19 protein-coding genes are annotated in these 17,005 nt (G+C 42.2%); 6 read left to right on the top strand and 13 right to left on the bottom strand.

Annotated features, from left to right (window positions below; all coding sequences use genetic code 11):
- Positions 1-82: 82 nt before the first annotated feature.
- Both NL643_RS11740 and NL643_RS11735 read right to left on the bottom strand, forming a co-directional pair.
- Entirely contained in the window at positions 83-883 is an 801-nt protein-coding gene (locus NL643_RS11740; protein ID WP_253644441.1) for a hypothetical protein, read from the bottom strand.
- 1,140 nt (positions 884-2,023) lie between these two features.
- Positions 2,024-2,200 (bottom strand): hypothetical protein, encoded by a 177-nt coding sequence (locus NL643_RS11735; RefSeq protein WP_153904563.1) that lies wholly within the window; start codon positions 2,198-2,200, stop codon positions 2,024-2,026.
- A 501-nt stretch (positions 2,201-2,701) separates the two neighbouring features.
- On the opposite strand from NL643_RS11735, the gene NL643_RS11730 reads away from it, so the two are divergent.
- The 4 genes from NL643_RS11730 (at position 2,702) to NL643_RS11715 (ending at position 5,412) form a co-directional block, all read left to right on the top strand.
- Complete coding sequence (locus tag NL643_RS11730) at positions 2,702-3,001, top strand: hypothetical protein (RefSeq protein WP_031858044.1); 300 nt, start codon at positions 2,702-2,704, stop codon at positions 2,999-3,001.
- A gap of 311 nt (positions 3,002-3,312) precedes the next feature.
- A complete protein-coding gene (locus tag NL643_RS11725; RefSeq protein WP_253644440.1) occupies positions 3,313-4,224 on the top strand; it encodes a hypothetical protein in 912 nt (303 codons plus the stop codon).
- Entirely contained in the window at positions 4,214-4,684 is a 471-nt protein-coding gene (locus tag NL643_RS11720) for a hypothetical protein (protein ID WP_086047304.1), read from the top strand. The genes NL643_RS11725 and NL643_RS11720 overlap by 11 nt, the downstream gene beginning before the upstream one ends.
- A 446-nt stretch (positions 4,685-5,130) precedes the next feature.
- Positions 5,131-5,412, top strand: coding sequence for a thioredoxin family protein (locus NL643_RS11715; RefSeq protein WP_029788655.1), 282 nt, complete (start codon positions 5,131-5,133; stop codon positions 5,410-5,412).
- Positions 5,413-5,585: 173 nt separating this feature from the next.
- On the opposite strand, the gene NL643_RS11710 is transcribed toward NL643_RS11715, so the two are convergent.
- The 6 genes from NL643_RS11710 to merR all read right to left on the bottom strand — a co-directional run bounded on the left by NL643_RS11710 (position 5,586) and on the right by merR (position 8,772).
- Positions 5,586-5,861, bottom strand: a complete 276-nt coding sequence (locus NL643_RS11710) for a MerR family transcriptional regulator (protein ID WP_162860681.1) — start codon at positions 5,859-5,861, stop codon at positions 5,586-5,588.
- A 51-nt stretch (positions 5,862-5,912) separates the two neighbouring features.
- Positions 5,913-7,409: a mercury(II) reductase gene (gene merA / locus NL643_RS11705; protein ID WP_253644439.1), complete on the bottom strand. Its 1,497-nt coding sequence runs from the start codon at positions 7,407-7,409 to the stop codon at positions 5,913-5,915.
- Entirely contained in the window at positions 7,402-7,659 is a 258-nt protein-coding gene (gene merF / locus NL643_RS11700; protein WP_029788658.1) for a mercury resistance system transport protein MerF, read from the bottom strand. Before merF ends, merA begins: the two co-directional genes overlap by 8 nt.
- 6 nt (positions 7,660-7,665) lie before the next feature.
- Complete coding sequence (gene merP, locus NL643_RS11695; RefSeq protein ID WP_029788659.1) at positions 7,666-7,941, bottom strand: mercury resistance system periplasmic binding protein MerP; 276 nt, start codon at positions 7,939-7,941, stop codon at positions 7,666-7,668.
- Between the two features lie 23 nt (positions 7,942-7,964).
- Positions 7,965-8,312, bottom strand: a complete 348-nt coding sequence (locus NL643_RS11690) for a mercuric transporter MerT family protein (RefSeq protein WP_029788660.1) — start codon at positions 8,310-8,312, stop codon at positions 7,965-7,967.
- Positions 8,313-8,379: 67 nt separating this feature from the next.
- Positions 8,380-8,772 carry an Hg(II)-responsive transcriptional regulator gene (merR, locus tag NL643_RS11685; protein WP_029788661.1) on the bottom strand — a complete coding sequence of 131 codons (393 nt, stop codon included), beginning with the start codon at positions 8,770-8,772 and terminating at the stop codon, positions 8,380-8,382.
- Between the two features lie 499 nt (positions 8,773-9,271).
- Between merR and NL643_RS11680 the strand changes: the two genes are divergently transcribed.
- On the top strand, positions 9,272-9,880 hold the full coding sequence (locus NL643_RS11680; protein WP_253644438.1) for a hypothetical protein: 609 nt from the start codon (positions 9,272-9,274) through the stop codon (positions 9,878-9,880).
- A gap of 698 nt (positions 9,881-10,578) precedes the next feature.
- On the opposite strand, the gene NL643_RS11675 is transcribed toward NL643_RS11680, so the two are convergent.
- Entirely contained in the window at positions 10,579-11,373 is a 795-nt protein-coding gene (locus tag NL643_RS11675; RefSeq protein WP_253644437.1) for a hypothetical protein, read from the bottom strand.
- Between the two features lie 741 nt (positions 11,374-12,114).
- Between NL643_RS11675 and NL643_RS11670 the strand changes: the two genes are divergently transcribed.
- Positions 12,115-13,794, top strand: a complete 1,680-nt coding sequence (locus NL643_RS11670) for a mechanosensitive ion channel family protein (RefSeq protein WP_053808793.1) — start codon at positions 12,115-12,117, stop codon at positions 13,792-13,794.
- Between the two features lie 69 nt (positions 13,795-13,863).
- Here the strand turns inward: NL643_RS11670 and NL643_RS11665 are convergent, their stop codons facing one another.
- From NL643_RS11665 to NL643_RS11650, 4 genes are all read right to left on the bottom strand, one after another.
- Positions 13,864-14,148, bottom strand: a complete 285-nt coding sequence (locus NL643_RS11665; protein ID WP_053808794.1) for a putative quinol monooxygenase — start codon at positions 14,146-14,148, stop codon at positions 13,864-13,866.
- A gap of 17 nt (positions 14,149-14,165) precedes the next feature.
- Positions 14,166-14,561, bottom strand: coding sequence for a VOC family protein (locus NL643_RS11660; protein ID WP_054868006.1), 396 nt, complete (start codon positions 14,559-14,561; stop codon positions 14,166-14,168).
- Positions 14,562-14,712: 151 nt separating this feature from the next.
- On the bottom strand, positions 14,713-15,012 hold the full coding sequence (locus NL643_RS11655) for a ribbon-helix-helix domain-containing protein (protein ID WP_031780613.1): 300 nt from the start codon (positions 15,010-15,012) through the stop codon (positions 14,713-14,715).
- A gap of 136 nt (positions 15,013-15,148) precedes the next feature.
- Positions 15,149-16,726 (bottom strand): alkaline phosphatase, encoded by a 1,578-nt coding sequence (locus tag NL643_RS11650; protein WP_167426352.1) that lies wholly within the window; start codon positions 16,724-16,726, stop codon positions 15,149-15,151.
- Positions 16,727-17,005: the final 279 nt, after the last annotated feature.

Here is a 17,005-nt window from a genome sequence, read left to right as displayed (position 1 = left end):
AGTGTTGAGTGAAATCATCACGGCTGTTGTGACGAAGAGACCGTACCCAAACGTTTTTGATCTATAAACTGCATATGTTTCTTCAGATCTGGTAAGTCAAGATACCTCGGTGAACGCTTACGATTTTTTGTTTTACAGAGCCTGCGTGCAACACTCCCCCCGGTGTTGCAAAAATCTGCTCAAAGAGCGGAGAACCATTTATATTTATTTTGCTAGTATCGATAGAGAACTCTCTGCCTTCCTCTTCAAGCTTTAAAAGAGACTCGTACAATGTATCATCATTTTTGTCAGTAGCAGTTACTTTAAATTCGACACCTGTAGACTTTGGCTCAATCAGAGAACTAACCTTACCGTCTATAATGTTAGTAGTAACATTAAAGCGTGGATCCAAATTAGATAACTCGTTTTCGCTGATCTTTATAGCTTCAAACGCTAAATCTGATGATGACGAAACGCTCCGGCCAGTGATGTACTCTACTGTGCCTTTTACGACCTCTTGTCTGATAGTGTTTTCGTCATATAGCTTCTTGCCAATATTAGAGTTTGAGAACTCTTCAGCTCTAACCTTCCACGACCTAAGCTCCGATACTGAATATTTAACAACATCTACGTCTATGATTCGAGAACAGCTCTGACAAAGCCAGATTCCATTGTCATAATCTTTACGTTGTTGTTTTGTCAAATCAGCGTCATATCTCGGTCCACCAATAGCGGCAGCCGTAATATGAGCGGCAACACCGATTCCAGCAGAGCCAAGAGCTCCAGTTTTCGCGCCTCTTGTTAGTACTCTGCACTCAGGATTGGAACACAGATGGCCAACCCTCTCTGCCAATACTTTCTTTGTAGGCTGTGAAAAATCATCTCTTGGTTTCAGTTCACCCATATACTTCAATCAGACTGTATCAATACTTAACCTAAATCATACAGCATTGCGCATATCAACAGCTATTTTTTACTTCTAGAGTCCTACCCACTCTAACTTCCAATTGCCTTACGTATTCTTGATGCTGACCCGCTAGGTACATACATTTTGAGTGCTTCATGATTTGTACTGGCCAACCAAGTTTTGCCGTGTAGTTGGAGCGGTTCACCATACATGAGCTAATCCGTGCTTCACCAATTTTGCATGATCCCTGAAACACTTCTGTCCAAGAGTGTGCTGTGCATTAATGGCAAACCTTTCTTGATTCCTTCTCCGAGCTAAAAAGCTCATCACGCAGGTTGCGTGACGCAACTTGCGCGATGAGTTTGCTCTTATTTGTGGAAAAGACCAAGTAATAACTAAGTAAAGATATCGTTCCAATCAATCAGGTTTATATTGTCTTTTTATCTATGGGGCACGTCCTCTAGACTAAAGCGCCTTCAACGCTTTAGGTGCTAACAGGTTCCTGCACAAACAAAATAGATACAAATTGGTTGAAGGGAGATTGCATCCTGCATTTTCTACATGCGATACCAAAATTTATGCATATTTTTGGTATATATACTAAATTCAACGTTACTTTTGGTATTTGAGCTCAAATACACGACCAGAAAAGTGTGAAATACCAAAACTAGAGTTAAATTTTGGTATTGGTTTTAAACAGTAATACTTTGGGGAACACCTCAATTAAGATGTATGTCCGCTAGACGTGTTGCCCCTTGGCGCTGATAATTAACATCATAAAAATTAATTCAAATATGTATTTTGACGTTAGACCACAAGGAGCACATCAATGCGCGACCCTAAAAGAATAGAAACTACGCTTTCACTTTTGAAGGAACTTTGGAGCAACAATACTGACCTTCGGTTCAATCAGTTGATATATAACCTTCAACGAGAGTTTTCACTCGAGAACGATGGTAAAGGGCAAATCACGGAAATCTCGCAAGAGGGTATTCAGCATGTTGGTTATGATCTGTTTTACATAGAAGATGACATTTTCATTCAATTTCTAGAGAGGAAGCTAACGCAACAATAGCGCTAGTTTTTGGCTAGATAACAAAACACCTTTGAAGGCTGTGAAAGAATTACTAGTGATTGCTATTCAGCGTGAACTGCCTTAGTAAATGCAACGCACATCTGTTGTATAACATTACGGCGGACTTTCTTGATCTTGGGGGCACGATGCTCACTGACAATAACTCGACTCATCAAGCGAGTAACTGCTTCACGACGCTGTTGGTCGGAAAGGTGAATTTTTTTAGTTTCTTGTTTCATGTCATATATCTTAGATGGCGAGCCGCGGATTTCATCCGATGACGATGATAAGTAAATATAGCTTTGACATTGTTACGTGTCTACACTCATCTAAACAGGTTCAATAGGAAGCGTCTCCATTAGTTTAAAGTCCGTGATATACCATTTTTTGTCAAAGCTCATCTACATCACTTAAGTTTAGGTTCGGCAATTGGATTTTTTGCTAATTCAGCGTGAAAGTTATTGATGCAGTAGTACATGCATCGTCTTTCGTAAATCTTCTTTGCCCCATTCTGTGCCAGCGTCAATTGAGCCTGTTCCCTTTTGCTCTGCCTCATGACTTAGTTTTTACTAATACGTTTAACGTGTCTACATAAGAAGGATACTTCGCTGAGTAACAATGAAAATTCAGCGACTTTGTTAATTGTTCAGTTGCCTATAGGACAGCTATAATTTCAGCTACTACTTAGTTGTTATTTGGTACTAAGTAATGATTAATCTTATCAGCGACAGGAGTTCACAATGAAAGTTTATGGACAAAAAACGATAGAGGTCGTTGTTGATCGATGTTGTGATATCTGTGGTACTAGTGTGATGGTCGTCGATTCAAATGGCGTTAAGTTAGAAGAGGTTGGTGAACTGACTGCTAACTGGGGATTTGGGTCAAAAATGGACGGTATTACCCACCACCTCGATATGTGTGAAAGTTGTTTTCAAGTTGCATTATCTGCTCTAAAGGAGCATCGTAGAAGCATTGTGATGTTCGATGATGAGCAAGACCTTCCCGATGAAAAATTTGGTCAACAACCTGTTGGTGGCTAAAATCAGACTCGCTTGTTAGTGAAAAAAGCCGTTTCCCAATTGTGCAACAGCCTGTTGCACAAATCAGTCAAAATCAAAAATGCCCCAAAACAAACTGGAATAAATACTCTACAAAATTTGGTTCGTACGTTTTACCCTACGAAAAGTTATCCGATTGAATGTAACTCAACACTATTGAGCCTTCATTGTGCTTGTTTGATTGGTCAAACTGCCTATTTAATTGGTTAAATCATCATGCAATCTTGTTGGGGATGATAAATCACTGAAAATATTGTTATTATCCTTTTTATTTATCAGTAAAACCGACTCCCATGAGATATGAATCCTCTCCTGTAGCCCCAGAAGAAAGACAAGAAACCACTAGAGAACGAGCAGCACGTCAACGCCGAGAACGTCAGGAAGAGCTGAGATCTACCGCGAGCGATGAGAAACGATGGACTGAAAATAGAGAGCGCGTTCTTGCTGAACGCAAAGCGGTCCAACAAGCTTACGACCTAACAGAAAAAGAATGGAACGATGATTTACAAAAGCAAGCTAAAGAATATCAGTGGGACACCTCTCAACAAGAGAACGTGAGTATTGCGGTACTGACTGTTGAAGAAGGTAACGAGTATTTAGACTTGCTCATCAAAGACTCGCATGGACAACTTTCGAACGGCAAGGACTACACTGGCGTAGGCATGGGGCTTAAAGGCGCTTATGAGGTCGCTAAAGAGCTTGGCGGTTGGGGGGCAACCGCTAAAGCTGTCAATATCAATGGTGTAATGAATATTGTGGTTGAGAACTACAAGCCTAAATATTTAGACCTAGGTATCCGTTGGCAAGAAGCAACACCACAAATGCTTAAAATTGGTCATGCTCTAAATACTGTTCAAGGCAATGTCAGTTTCTTGAAAGGCAACATCTATGTTGAACTTGTGTTTAGTGGTGCGGTTAATGCGGTTGACTACATTCTACATGATGAAAAAACGCTAGGTGAAGTGGTCGGCCAATTTACAGCGGATATATCTAAGGGCATTGCCGCAGGAGTTATCGCTCAAGGAATAACTATTCTGGGAGTCGCAACATTAAGTACGGTACTTGTTGTGCCAACCGCTCTAACACTTGGTATTTTCGCTGTTACTGCGTTTATTGTAGGAAAGGAAATATCTAAACTAGATGACCAATTTAAATTCACGGAACCGATGAAGAATCAAGTAGAGAAAACTATTAATGATTTCTAATGAAAAATTTAACCGAAGACTAAAGATAAAGCGTTGGCTTAAAGTGATGGCTAGTTGGCCTCTTATGGTTTTTATGGTGTGGTTGAGCTACAGCTCAATTAATGAGTTAATTAGCATTAACAACTCAATCGGTATCATTCCTAAAGTAAAACTAGCAGGTTTAGTGAACAATGTTGCTTCTTTTGTAGGCCTTCTAATATTTGGTTTTATAGCGATCATTCCCATAGCTATGCTACACAGGTCAACAGAACTATTACTAAAAGTACCATTTTCGACAAAAACAGGGCTATATTCTGTAGCGATAATAGTATTAAGTTCTATTGCCTCTGCCATATGGTTAGATAACAACACGAGAGAAAAAATAAAGCAATATGACTATATTGAATGTACTTCTGAACAAGAACTTACATTAAAATCCTCAAGTCGGACATATGTTTTAGACCCTAGTTCGTGCGATTAAATTATCTTTCAAGCTCTTGGCACAAGCACCCTGCTAGCGTATGTACATGTCATGCGCTAGCTCTCAATACTTGAAGTTATCCATTAGTTGCTAATATTCTATTTGTCGTAACGCATTTTTGTCCATCTTCGAGCTAGCTGATGTGGCTAGCTCAGATCTGCCCCATTCCCATTTAGAGTACTTGCTCATTCATTTCGTGTTAAAAGTGAATTGGATTAGGTTTGGTAATGTTGGTGAGGTACAGCCAAATCGCTTCAATAAGAGAATTTGCCGCTACCTGTCTTCTTACCAACTATCGACATTTGCTGTGGATAGCTTGACCTTTGACCTAACTCCAAGGTCTACAATATGTTTAGGTGGACTCACGGTGAAAGCCTATTGGAAAGCTCGCACCATCCACGGTCAACCTCAACCTGTTAACTCTATTGTTTGACGGAGTAACCACCATGACGACTAAACGTAAAATTGAGATATTCAGCGCTGGTTGTGCTGTATGTGAAGAAGTTGTCGAACAGGTGAAGAGCATGGCTTGTCCATCATGTGATATTGCCGTTCTTGATATGCACGAACATAGCATTGCTACCCGTGCGAAGAAGCTTGGAATTAAGTCACTTCCTGCCGTTGTTATTGATGGCAAACTCGCTGATTGTTGTGCCAACCGTGGTATTGACGAGTCGGTGCTTAGGGCCGCTGGGGTGGGTTCGCCTTTAGGGCGCAGCACGCCTTAACGGTCAATCAAGGAAACTTGATTGAGACGCAATTAAGAAAGAAATTAGTAGTTCCGCCATTGTATGCCATCTCCCCTTTTTTATCACAGTTTCTCCAGCAGTTGGGACAACTGGGTGAGCCTCTGATGGTTCTGTGCTATCTGCGGATCAATAAGCCTCTTTTCACGATTGATTTACCGATGGTCGGGGAGAACGAGGGCGGATAAAAGAGGTTTGATGTCTTGTAACCTTAAGCCCGCAACCATCGCTGCTCTAATCAAGGTTAAGCGGTCAAGAGCGGTTTCATCAAACAACCAATAGCCGCCTTTTGTTTTTGAATAGGCTGAAATTAATCCTTCAGCCAGATAGTTTCTCACTGTATGTACAGAGTTATCAGCCGCTTTGGCGAGGTTTGAAATTGTGATTGGATAACCACTTTCAATCGACATTCCTGGGTGAGTTTTAGTCATAGAAATTGTCATCTTCAACCCTCGTTACACATCAATACACAAGTCTATTCGTTAACCCGCACAACAAGAGAGTGCTTTTACATCCTTGCTAAAAGTCTGGGCGCATAACTTTAACCCTTCAACCATGGTGAGATAAGGGAACAACTGTTCAGCTAATTCCTTAACTGTCATTTTATTGCGAATGGCCAGTGCAGCGCTCTGGATGATCTCTCCTCCTTCATGGGCGAGAAGCTGTGCGCCAATGAGTCGTTCTGTATCGGCATCGATGACTAACTTGATAAAGCCGTCCGTTTCAAAATTTGCCAATGCCCTTGGGACGTTTTCCATCTCCAAAACGCGAGAGTCGGTATTGATCCCTTGAGCTGTGGCCTGCGCATCTGTAAGCCCTACTGTTGCCACTTGCGGATCGGTAAATATCACTGACGGCATGGCGGATAAATCCAGGGTCACATCACCGCCTGTCATATTAGTGCCTGCACGGCTGCCAGCGGCGGCGGCCACATAAACAAACTGAGGCATGTTACTGCAATCACCCGCTGCATAAATGTGGGGGACAGAAGTTTCCATTCGCGAATTCACTTTAATGCAGCCATTCTTATCCGTTTCAACACCTGCTATATCAAGGTTGAGCTTGGCAGTATTAGCGTGACGTCCAGTGCTCACCAGTAATTTATCACTGCTTAATTGGCCATTGTTGGTTTTCAGCTTGAACTGTTTACCATCGAAACGTATCTCACTGGCCTGGGTATTAGTCAGCACACGGATACCTTCTTTTTCAAATGACTTGGCTAACTGTTCGCCCAATAAGGGATCTTCTTTGTATAGCAGGGTATGTCTTGCCAATAGAGTAACTTCAGCACCCAAACGTCGGTATGCCTGGGCAATTTCTAGTGCCACGACTGATGAGCCGATGACAATTAAATGCTCAGGTGTTTGCTCTGCGAACAGAGCTTCGTTAGATGTCCAGTAAGGTGTATCTGCCAGTCCGTCGATTGGAGGAATGGTAGGTGTAGAGCCTGTTGCTATAAGGAATCGGTCAGCAATCACTTCCACCTCTTGACCATCAGGTTTGCTTACCACCAATGTCCGTGCATCTTTAAAGCTTGCGTACCCCTTTATGAGGCTCAGTGCGGGGTTGTTATCCAAAATATTCTGGTATTTAGCAGCCCTTAACTCATTAACACGAGACGTTTGTTGTTTTGCCAACAAGGAACGGCTAAGTAATGGAGCCTGATTTTCCAGCCCTGCAAACGGGTTGCTGCGTTGTTGCTGAGCCAATTGTGCCGCTCGGATCAGTATTTTTGATGGCACACACCCTACGTTCACGCAGCAGCCGCCAATAACCTCATTGGCTTCTATAATCGTCACCCTAGCACCGCCTTCAGCTGCTTTAATTGCGCAGGCAAAAGCGGCTGAGCCACTACCAATAATGGCAACGTGAAGTTCATCGCTTCCACTACACTTAGCTTCACCACCACTGCAACAGGATGATTTGGAGTGATTTACTGTCACTTCTTCAGCGTCAAAGGCAGATTGGTCATTATTCATTTATTCCATCCTGTTGATTAGGAGGGCAACAATCGGACTTCTGTTGTTCCCCTTTATTTCGGTATAAGGCGTAAACGGTCAGGCCAACAAAGAATGCCAACGCAGGAAGCAACGCATAATCCAGATAACCCAGTAACCCAGATAAACCAACCGCTCCCAGCAATATGACCAGTACAGGGGTAAAACAGCACAGTGCGGCAATAACCGTTCCTGCTATACCCAGCCTCAATAACTTGCGCTGTCTATTCATGGCAATCTACTCTTTCACGAGCGAGGGATAACCTGCATTAGTCGTGGCGTCGATTAAGGCTTTTGTATTGGTCATCTCATCGTCAAAGGTGACTTTTGCCAGCCGTTCCTCGAACTTCACCTCAACATCAGTGACGCCATTCACCTTCTCCAGTGACTTAGTCACTGTAATGGGGCAAACAGGGCAATTCATGGTTGGCACTTCCAGGGTGATAGTCTGTGGTTTAGCAATGACACCGAAAGTAGTCAGGAGCAGTCCTGTCGTAAGTAACAGCTTTTTCATTTTAATCACCTTTTCCTTTTCTATTAAACGACCCATAAAACCCAGTAATTACTGGTCACTAAAATCAGCGCCACTAGTGCTGCCAGCCAAAACATCACTTTTCGGCGCTTTTGCACCTGGGGTACAGCACAAGCTTCCCCTGGCTGGCATTCTGTTTGAGGACGATAGAGCTTCCAGCCTGCCCAGCCAAATAAGCTAACGACAGCCAGAATAAAGAAGGGGCGATAAGGTTCAAATAAAGTTAGGTTTCCGACCCAGGAGCCACTGATGCCGAGCAATAGCAATACCAAGGGGCCTGCGCAGCATAAACCTGCGCCGATAGAGGCTACCACGCCCCCGATGAGGGGAAGGTTACTTGCCTTATTTTCCATGACTTACTCCATATTTTCTCTATCTATAAAGTAAGTCTAATCTCCGTACCTACATACGGAGTCAAATTTATTTTGTATCTTTTGGTAGAAGTGTTTTAACGATGGGGCAAGATGACTCAGAGGGATTGCACTTACATTGTGTTACTAGGTTATCAAGTACGCTTTCAAGACGGCACAGATCCGCTATCTTAGCCCTGACATTGACCAGTTTATGTTCAGCTATTTCTTGTACCGACAGACAGTTCCCTTCTCCCAATAGCAGCAGGTTAGCAATTTCCTCCAGTGTAAAGCCAAGCTCCTGAGCACGTTTGATAAATTGAACTCGCTCAAGGGTTGTATTGGGATAGTCCCGATATCCTTGCTCAGGTTTCAACGGTTGGTTGATAAACCCTCGGCGCTCGTAATAGCGAATGGTTTCAACATTGACGCCTGCTGCTTTAGCCAAATCACTAATTTTCATTTCAGCTCCATCATAGTCTTTCTCATTGGAGATAGTAGTTTCTGAGTCTGTATGGGTAAAACTGAATTTGCCAGTTCAAGGTATACGCTAACAAGGTGGATGGGTAAATACCGCTCGCGTGAGATAGTTTTACTTATGACAAAAGACGTCATTAGAGTTCTAACTCTAACTTGGTTCTGTCCATCTTCGTTTCATCCAGTGCTGGTTGAAACAGTTTTGCCCCATTCCGAGCTAGTGTATTTACCTGTAACATGCTCAGGTAGGTTATTGACCTACTTTTTCTCATCCGCATGGTGTCTAGTTAGGAAGATCTTACAAGATCTGCTCTCACTACCCAAAAATTAGATTAACAGACCTAGAAGCTATTGTTGCTTCATCAGCGACTACTTAGGAAATTGTAAAGTTAAATACATCCAATATTTTTTAAACTATATTTCGCTTCGACATGCCATAGCTAACTATACTCAAATGAAACCTGAACTTATTAGTCCGTGGCGTAATGGAGTACCTTTTACTTATCATATTGTTGGGTTGTTTGTTCGCTATTGCCAACTTCTTTGACCAAAAAAGAGGGCGAAGAAACGAAGAGCAAGAAAATGAAAATCGACTTCACAAGATAGCCTCTCAGATGTCGGTTTACCTAGATTATGGTATTGAGCCAATCAAGTCGAATCTACGCTCTAAAAAGGGAGAAGTAATTTTCGCCAGCGCACCATTTATGGCACACAAATATAAATCAACGGGAGTGATTGCCGCACATGCGCTTCGTTATAGGCTCAAATTAGCCAAAGGGCTAAGCTATCACGTTGGTGTTGGCCGCTTTTATAGGCAACAAGACATAATAGCAGATGGTGTGGGGCGAGTTACTATTTCAAATCAAGCTATCATCTTCACCAATGAGTATAAGGCAAAGCGTTTCACTTGGTCTTCCATTGCCGTTCTAGAAGCATGTGTAGATGGTTTTGTTCTTACCCCATGCCGAGGGCCTGTTTTGTATTTTTCAACGGACGACTTCACTTTCAATCATGCGGAAGTCTTGGCACTGATAGCTATTGAAGAACATGATGATAGTAGGGCAATTAAGCAATTAAATATAATAGGAACTTAGTAGTCGTTGTCTAATTCACTGCTAATTGTTCTGGTTACGGAAAGGTATTTAAACTACTTTTTCTAATCTATGCAGTTCCTAGTGAATTAGAATTGGGGAATTTGCGTTAAAAAGAACGCTTTATTTATACGGTCAGATGCATTTCTGGTTGTGTGCTTATAAATCTTTCTTTTGATCTTCACTAAGTTTTGATAGATATTCTTCTAGTTCCTTCAAATTTTCTTCTTCAAGATTATGCTTGCGTATAACGTCGTGCTCACACTCTGTAATGAGTATCTTGGCGAATACTTTATACTTGGGGTTTTCCGCGTCTTGCTTTAACAATGACTTTCGTGTTGGGAAACTGGTTAGCAAATAGATTATGGAAAAAACTGTGAGCAGCGCATTGACGACGCTCTCACTGTAATACCAATTGGTTGCCCAACCTATGCCACACAAAGCTATCAAAACGTAGATCAAGACTCTGAATCGGTGCCGAGTCTTAAATTTTTTTCTATAGTCAGAGAGCAATGGATTGTTTTCAAATAGCATATGGATCTCCTACTAACGGTCATTAATCATGCTTGATGAACCGACATTTTAGACTAAACACCAAAGAACTATATTGGCCTATATGGGGACTATTTCTCAATCTCGGATCGCTTCGATCATAGGATAGTTTGTTAGTACCAAATAGCATACGAGTTTCTATTCTGTGATCAGAATGTTTTGTTAAGTACGTCTAATAGGTGAGCGGAACACCCTCTTCCTCCAATGAGATTAGGAGTTTGCTCTATGGCGTCAATTACATCATCCACGAACTTTAGTTGTTCAGGATAGTTAGAAGACGCAAAGTATCCGTATAAATTGGCAGGTGTTGGAGGGGAATTGAACGGAAAGTTCACATTGCTTTGAAATTTAAATTGGGTGAATAGTGCATTGTAGGGGATGAAATTTGCAACGTGACACATCATTCGAGAATATGAAGTTTTATTGGTTAGCAGAGTGTTTTTCTCTACTTCAATCCTACTATGAAGATAGAGAAGTTGAGTCATCCTAGCTGCGTGGTCAGTATCATGCAATGCTAGTTCGTTTGGTACAAAAGTCATGAATAGAACACCAACACCAGATGGACAGCAAAATGGGTCATCATCTTTTATGTAGTTTGTGTCAAAATGAAAGACTCCATCTTTAAAGTATTTGTAAGTCACTGTACGAGTAGTTTTGTCACCGACCTCGGTAAAATAGACACGGTAGCCCCCTGTAACTTCACCAACCATTAACGCTGTATATTGCGAATAGGCATTACCGCCAATGGTTTCTAGAGTGTAAAGCGCCAGTACATCTTCGATACCGTCATAGTTGTAGTCGCCAGTATGAAATGAGATCGAGGCAAGCGATGAATTTTCCTTCGAAGCCACGTCTTCGAAAATGGGGACTAAAGACTCAGGAAGTGTCTTTGTAAAGGCATTGGTTGCAGATAGAAATATGAGGATAAGGGGCCAGCGCATCACATATAAACCTTTTGTCTATGTTGATACTAACAATTGTAGGGCAGATTAAAATTTAGCCGAACATCCGTTGTACATGGTTTGAACAACTCCACATTTCCCTTACAGTTGACCGTCAAAGCGTTAAAGATGGCTTATTAGTCATGAGGAATACCTGTAGGAGTTATGATCTGCACCATCAATACTGGACACCGAGCTTCGCAATTTTCCATACCTGTAGTTATTACTGATTTACTAATTTAGCAAAGTCACTGACAAAGTTATGTCCAAAAATTTGTTATGTGGGGTTATGGCTGTATGATACAAAGGAGTAGCTATTAGGCCGAGTACTTTCTCGTATAGTAGAGCGCTGACTAGCAATAAAATTTCGAGACTTGCTTAGATCGGGTTGACGGGATAGTTGAGAATTTTTGGGTGATTTTCTCAGGTTTTGGTTAGAGAAAGACCTTCTTGTAGAGAAAGTTGTGAATCCATTGGTATTACTGGCCTCTCTCATGATTCATAAAAACAAAAATTAATTCTTGCGATTTCTGAATCACCCCAATCGCCAGTAGTTAAATGTACACAAGCCTTTCATCTAATAATGAAAGGCTTGTTTGTTATTGGGTTTCTCAACTTTGACGCCCAACTAACGAAATGCTGCTCAGTTTATTATTTAGTGTTGTAAACTTAGGTATATAATTTCAAGGCTTTACACTTCTATTCTTGGTCGTTTTGATCAGAACTGTTCCCTAAGAGGTAAACATGACGTTTCATTTCCCCCAGAAAATACGCCTGACATCTTGGGTGGCATTATTCGCGCTCATCCTCGGTATGATGGCGCCGATGGTCATCAATGCGAAAGATATTCAGGATACGCCAGAACCCTCTGCTGCCGAAACTTCTATTGATAACTTGAATCGAGAAATTGTGGATTTATCCCAAGGTCTCTCGCAAGCGAGTGGTGATGAGCGCGACGCGCTTCAACTGCAGCTGTTCCAAAAAAATGAAGAGTTAAGAAGTCAGTTAGCATCAGCGATTGAACGTGAAACTATCCCTCGCGACAAATTGATCTCCTTGGTTAAAAAGCAGGAAAAATACTCTGAGGACGCCACAAACTATCTGTCGGAAAAAATAAAGAAAGTCGTTGAAGATTTAAATAAAGCCAAGGATGAAGAGAAACTTGCTCTTGTTAATGATTACCGAGAGTTACAGCATTACCTCGATGTCAGCTTCGATTCAAGTTGGCAAAACCTTGCTTGGCTGAAAGAGTTAGGGGCTCAAAATGAGCGCGCAGAAGCGGAACTAAAGGATAAAGTTGATAAACGTATGCGTTTGCTGTCTGCCTCAATTGAGTACTTGAGCCAGCAAAGTGAAATCATCGGCTCTCAACTTTCGTCAAGCCCTGAATCGGAAAAAGCGTCACTGCAGCTTAGTCAGCTTATTACTAAACAAAGACTGAATATTGCGACGGAAAGCCTACGCAATTTAATTTCGATTGGCGATAAAGTCGGTTTAGAAACGTCCGAATACAAACGCCAAATTTTCGAAGTGACAGGGAATATCACCCATGACTTGCTGAATACCAAAGTAGTGTGGTCAATACTGAGCCATTGGTCCAACTCTGCGCTAGACTGGTTTGCCGAAAATGCGCCGCAGCACATTTTCCAGTTGTTTGTATTTGCGCTGATTTTATTGATCGCTCGTGGGCTCGCGAAGTTAACGCGCAAAGTGGTCAGCAAGGCGGTTTCATCGAAAAACTTAAAACTCTCACACTTGATGCAGGATTTCTTTATCTCAATGTCCGGCAAGTTCGTGTGGGTGATTGGTATCATGGTGGGCCTATCTCAGCTCGGATTGAACCTAGCACCGATCCTAACCGGTTTTGGTATTGCTGGTGTGATTATCGGCTTCGCCTTACAAGACACCTTGTCCAATTTCGCGGCGGGTATGATGTTGCTTATTTATCGCCCATTTGATGTTGGTGACTTTGTGTATGCTGGTGGTGTGGATGGTAAGGTAAGCCATATGAGTTTGGTGAACACCACAATCCGTACGTTTGATAACCAAATTATTATTGTACCTAACAGTAAAATTTGGGGAGATGTGATTAAGAACGTCACACACGAGCGCATTCGCCGTGTGGATATGGTGTTTGGCATTGGCTATGCGGATGACTTGCTGAAAGCCGAGTCAGTGCTGTCTGATATCATTACTTCTCACCCTGCAGTACTTCGTACACCAGAGCCGATGATCAAAGTGCATACGTTAAACACATCATCTGTAGACTTTATTGTTCGTCCTTGGGTAAAAACTGATGATTATTGGGACGTGTATTGGGATGTGACAAAAGAAGTGAAACTGCGCTTTGACCGAGAAGGCATTTCGATTCCTTTCCCACAACAAGATGTGCATTTGCACATGGTAGAGAAGCAAGACGCGTAATCACAGCCACAACAGTACGAAAAGGCACTCTAGTAAAGAGTGCCTTTTTATTTGCATTAAGCGGTGTTTTTACAGTTCGTTAAAGAACGCCAATTTCGGTTCGCATTCTAACAAGTTGTCGATTTGGCTAATCAAAAGAGAAAAGTGTTCTGTTTTACCATGAAGATCGAACGCTTGTTGGTCTTTAAATTGCTCTTGAAAAACGAAGTGGCACGCATTGTCTTTATCTTGGAATAACTGATAACGAACACAACCTTCCTCATTGCGAGTGGGTTCAAGTACTCGGGTGAGCACTGCTTTCAGTTCTTGTTCTTTTCCCGGTTGTGCGTGAAAGGTAGCAGTCAAGTGAATCATGATGTTTACTCTTTTTGTTATAGGTAACGCCCTTGGCGTTGTAAGAACTCAATTTTGTAACCATCAGGATCAGTCACAAAAAAGAACGTTGCCAAATGCTTTTGTTGGTGATCAAAAGCTTTGATGTCACCCGCTTCAATACCGAGAGATTTAATGCGTTTGTGAGTTTGTTCGATGTCCTCTACGCTGACAGCAAGGTGACCGTAGCCTGAGCCGTGAGTGTAAGGCTCAGTTTGATCGTGATTGTGTGTTAGCTCTAATTCAAAGCCAGTTTCTTCGTTGGCTAGATAGGTCAGAGAAAAACCATCAAAGATGTATTGGTCTTTGATTTCTAGCTCAAGTACGTCGCGGTAAAATTGTAGAGAACGGTCCAGATCGCAGACTCGGATCATGGTGTGAATCATTTTTGTCATGGGTACTCCTTGATAGTCCGCATAGGTTAGCGAGTTCAAAAGGAGTCTGGGTAGTACTCTAGTACGACAAATTAGAACATGCTCAATGGCTTACAACTCTGTTGCATAGCCTATGAGGGTTATTGGTAGGTTGGTCAGTGGTTGGTTGTTATTAAGTGTTTAGTTGTGTCAGTGCTTGACGAATCGTCTCTTTAGGCTGGCGAGCGTAAGTGAGACAGGCGCAGCGGAGTAGGGAGGCAAAGTTGTTTACTTCACCATTGTATTCGAGCGCTTCTTGATAGACCGTACTAATAAACTTAGGAACAGTCATGTTTTGAGCGTTAGCAATTTCCTCAAGAATCGTCCAAAAGCTTGCTTCAAGTTTTACACTTGTGGCGTGACCATCAATACGGATAGAGCGGGTGATGAACTGATAGTTGTCTTGGGGCTGTTTAGCAAATATTTCGCACATTTTCTTCATTCATATAATCAAAGACCTATAATTATTGAGGTTTTTTGTTTAAAACGTCAACTATTTTCATGCATAAAAAAACGCTCCCTTACGAGAGCGTTTGAACTTCACGAGTCGTGAAGTAAGTGCAAGCCGATTATTTGATTTGTTGCTTTAAGTACTCACCTAACTGAGAGTGGTGCATGATTTTTGATACTGGAAGGATAGTTTCTGCCGGTCCCCAAGCAAATACGTTGACTGGGGTATGCGTATGAGTACCCGTTCCCCATACTGTGTTTTGCTTTGTTGCATGCTCACGCGCTAGCAAGTTGCCACGGTCGTTGTAAGGAAAGAACGCATCAAAGTCATTGATTGTAGGAACGTTCTCTTCGCTTAAGTATTTGTGTCCAGCGAGTCGGTATGGATTTGGTTTACTTGCTAATACGCGTTCTGCTTGCTCAGGCGTAATCGAAAAAGCGCTATTTGCATTCACAATTTCTGCAAACTTCTCTGGTGTTTGAGCTTTCTTATCAAGCGCTTGGAATTCGCTGATCATACCGTAGTAGCTTTTCTTCTGGTTGTATAAACCATCGAGGATTTCGAACTGACCAAAGTTGAAGTTTGGCGCGTAATCTTGATTTTTGAATGCTTCGCCGTCGCGTTTTTGCGGTTTAGGCAAGTTTGCTGATGAGTAACTAAAGCCGAAAGAACCGGTCTCGTGGTCAGCGGTAACAATGATCAGTGTGTCATCACGGCCTTTTGCCCACTCATAAACCGAGTCTACCGCTTCGTCGAACTTGATCATTTCATGCAGCATCGTACCCGCATCGTTACTGTGGCCAGCCCAGTCAATTTGACCGCCTTCAACCATTAAGAAAAAGCCGTCTTTGTCTTTTGAAAGAATGTCGATTGCTTTGGTGGTCATTTCTTCCAGTGATGGCTGCGTACGTTTTGGATCGTTTTTGCTTTGACTGTAGGCAATACCATCGTTCATGCCAGAGTAAGCAAAAAGTCCAAGTAATTTGTCACCTTTAGCTTGTGTGAGCATATCGCGGCTGAAAGCCAGGTTGTAACCTTGGTCTTGCGCCTCAGTAAGCAAGTTGCGCTCATCTTTACGTTTCGACTTTAGGTAGACATTACCTTCAGTGAGCTTTTCAAGTTGCTCGTATGTCTCTCCCTTGTCGTTTGTCGACTTTGGAATCCAATGACGAAGTCCGCCAGACATCATCACGTCAACGCCAGTTTCTAGCATGTCCGCCGCAATACTGTTTTCTAGAGAACGGTGTGGTTGATGAGCGGCAAATGCGGCTGGCGTTGCATGAGTCATACGTGTATCAGAGACGAGACCCGTAGCCTTACCTTTGCTTTTGGCTTTTTCCAAAATGGTTTCAACGTGGTTGCCTTGGCTATCAATGCCAATGACTTCAGAAGCGGTAGGTATTCCTGTTGCTAGCATCGTTGCGGAGCACGCAGAGTCGACGACAATCGCGTCTTCTGGATTAGTCAGTGATGATCCAATCACACCTTCTTGAGCGAGTTTATACAAAGCGGTAGTTTCGCCTTTGTAAATCGAGTTAGGTGCGTGTTTGGCGTAGGTCTCTAGTAGACCAACTTGTTGAGGCCCCATGCCATCGCCGATCATCAAAATAACGTTTTTGATTTCGGCCGAGAGTGCATTAAAAGAGAGGGTTGATGCTGCCACTGCGGTAACGATTGGAGATACTAAGCGCTTCATTATATTTTCCTTGTTTATTGAAAGCGCTGGCATTAAAACAATGATTTATGACGATTTTGTGTCGGTAATAAAAGTTTAACTAAATTGTCGTCTTTGCTTGGGTTTGTAGAAAAAGTGAATCAACCTCTAACGTTTGTGAATTTAGAAAGAAGAAAGCCCACAAACGTGGGCTTGGATTACGCTTAGGAGTTGAAAGCATGGACTAAAGTTATCCATTCAGTGCCTTCACAAGAAACCTAGTTTAGGGAGCAATAAACGAGTATGCGTTCTAAGGTCATA

It is taken from the genome of Vibrio sp. Y42_MX_L11 (assembly GCF_024181785.1).
In the GTDB taxonomy this organism is placed as follows: Bacteria; Pseudomonadota; Gammaproteobacteria; order Enterobacterales; family Vibrionaceae; genus Vibrio; species Vibrio diabolicus.
This window is presented reverse-complemented; position numbering and strand designations above follow the sequence as displayed.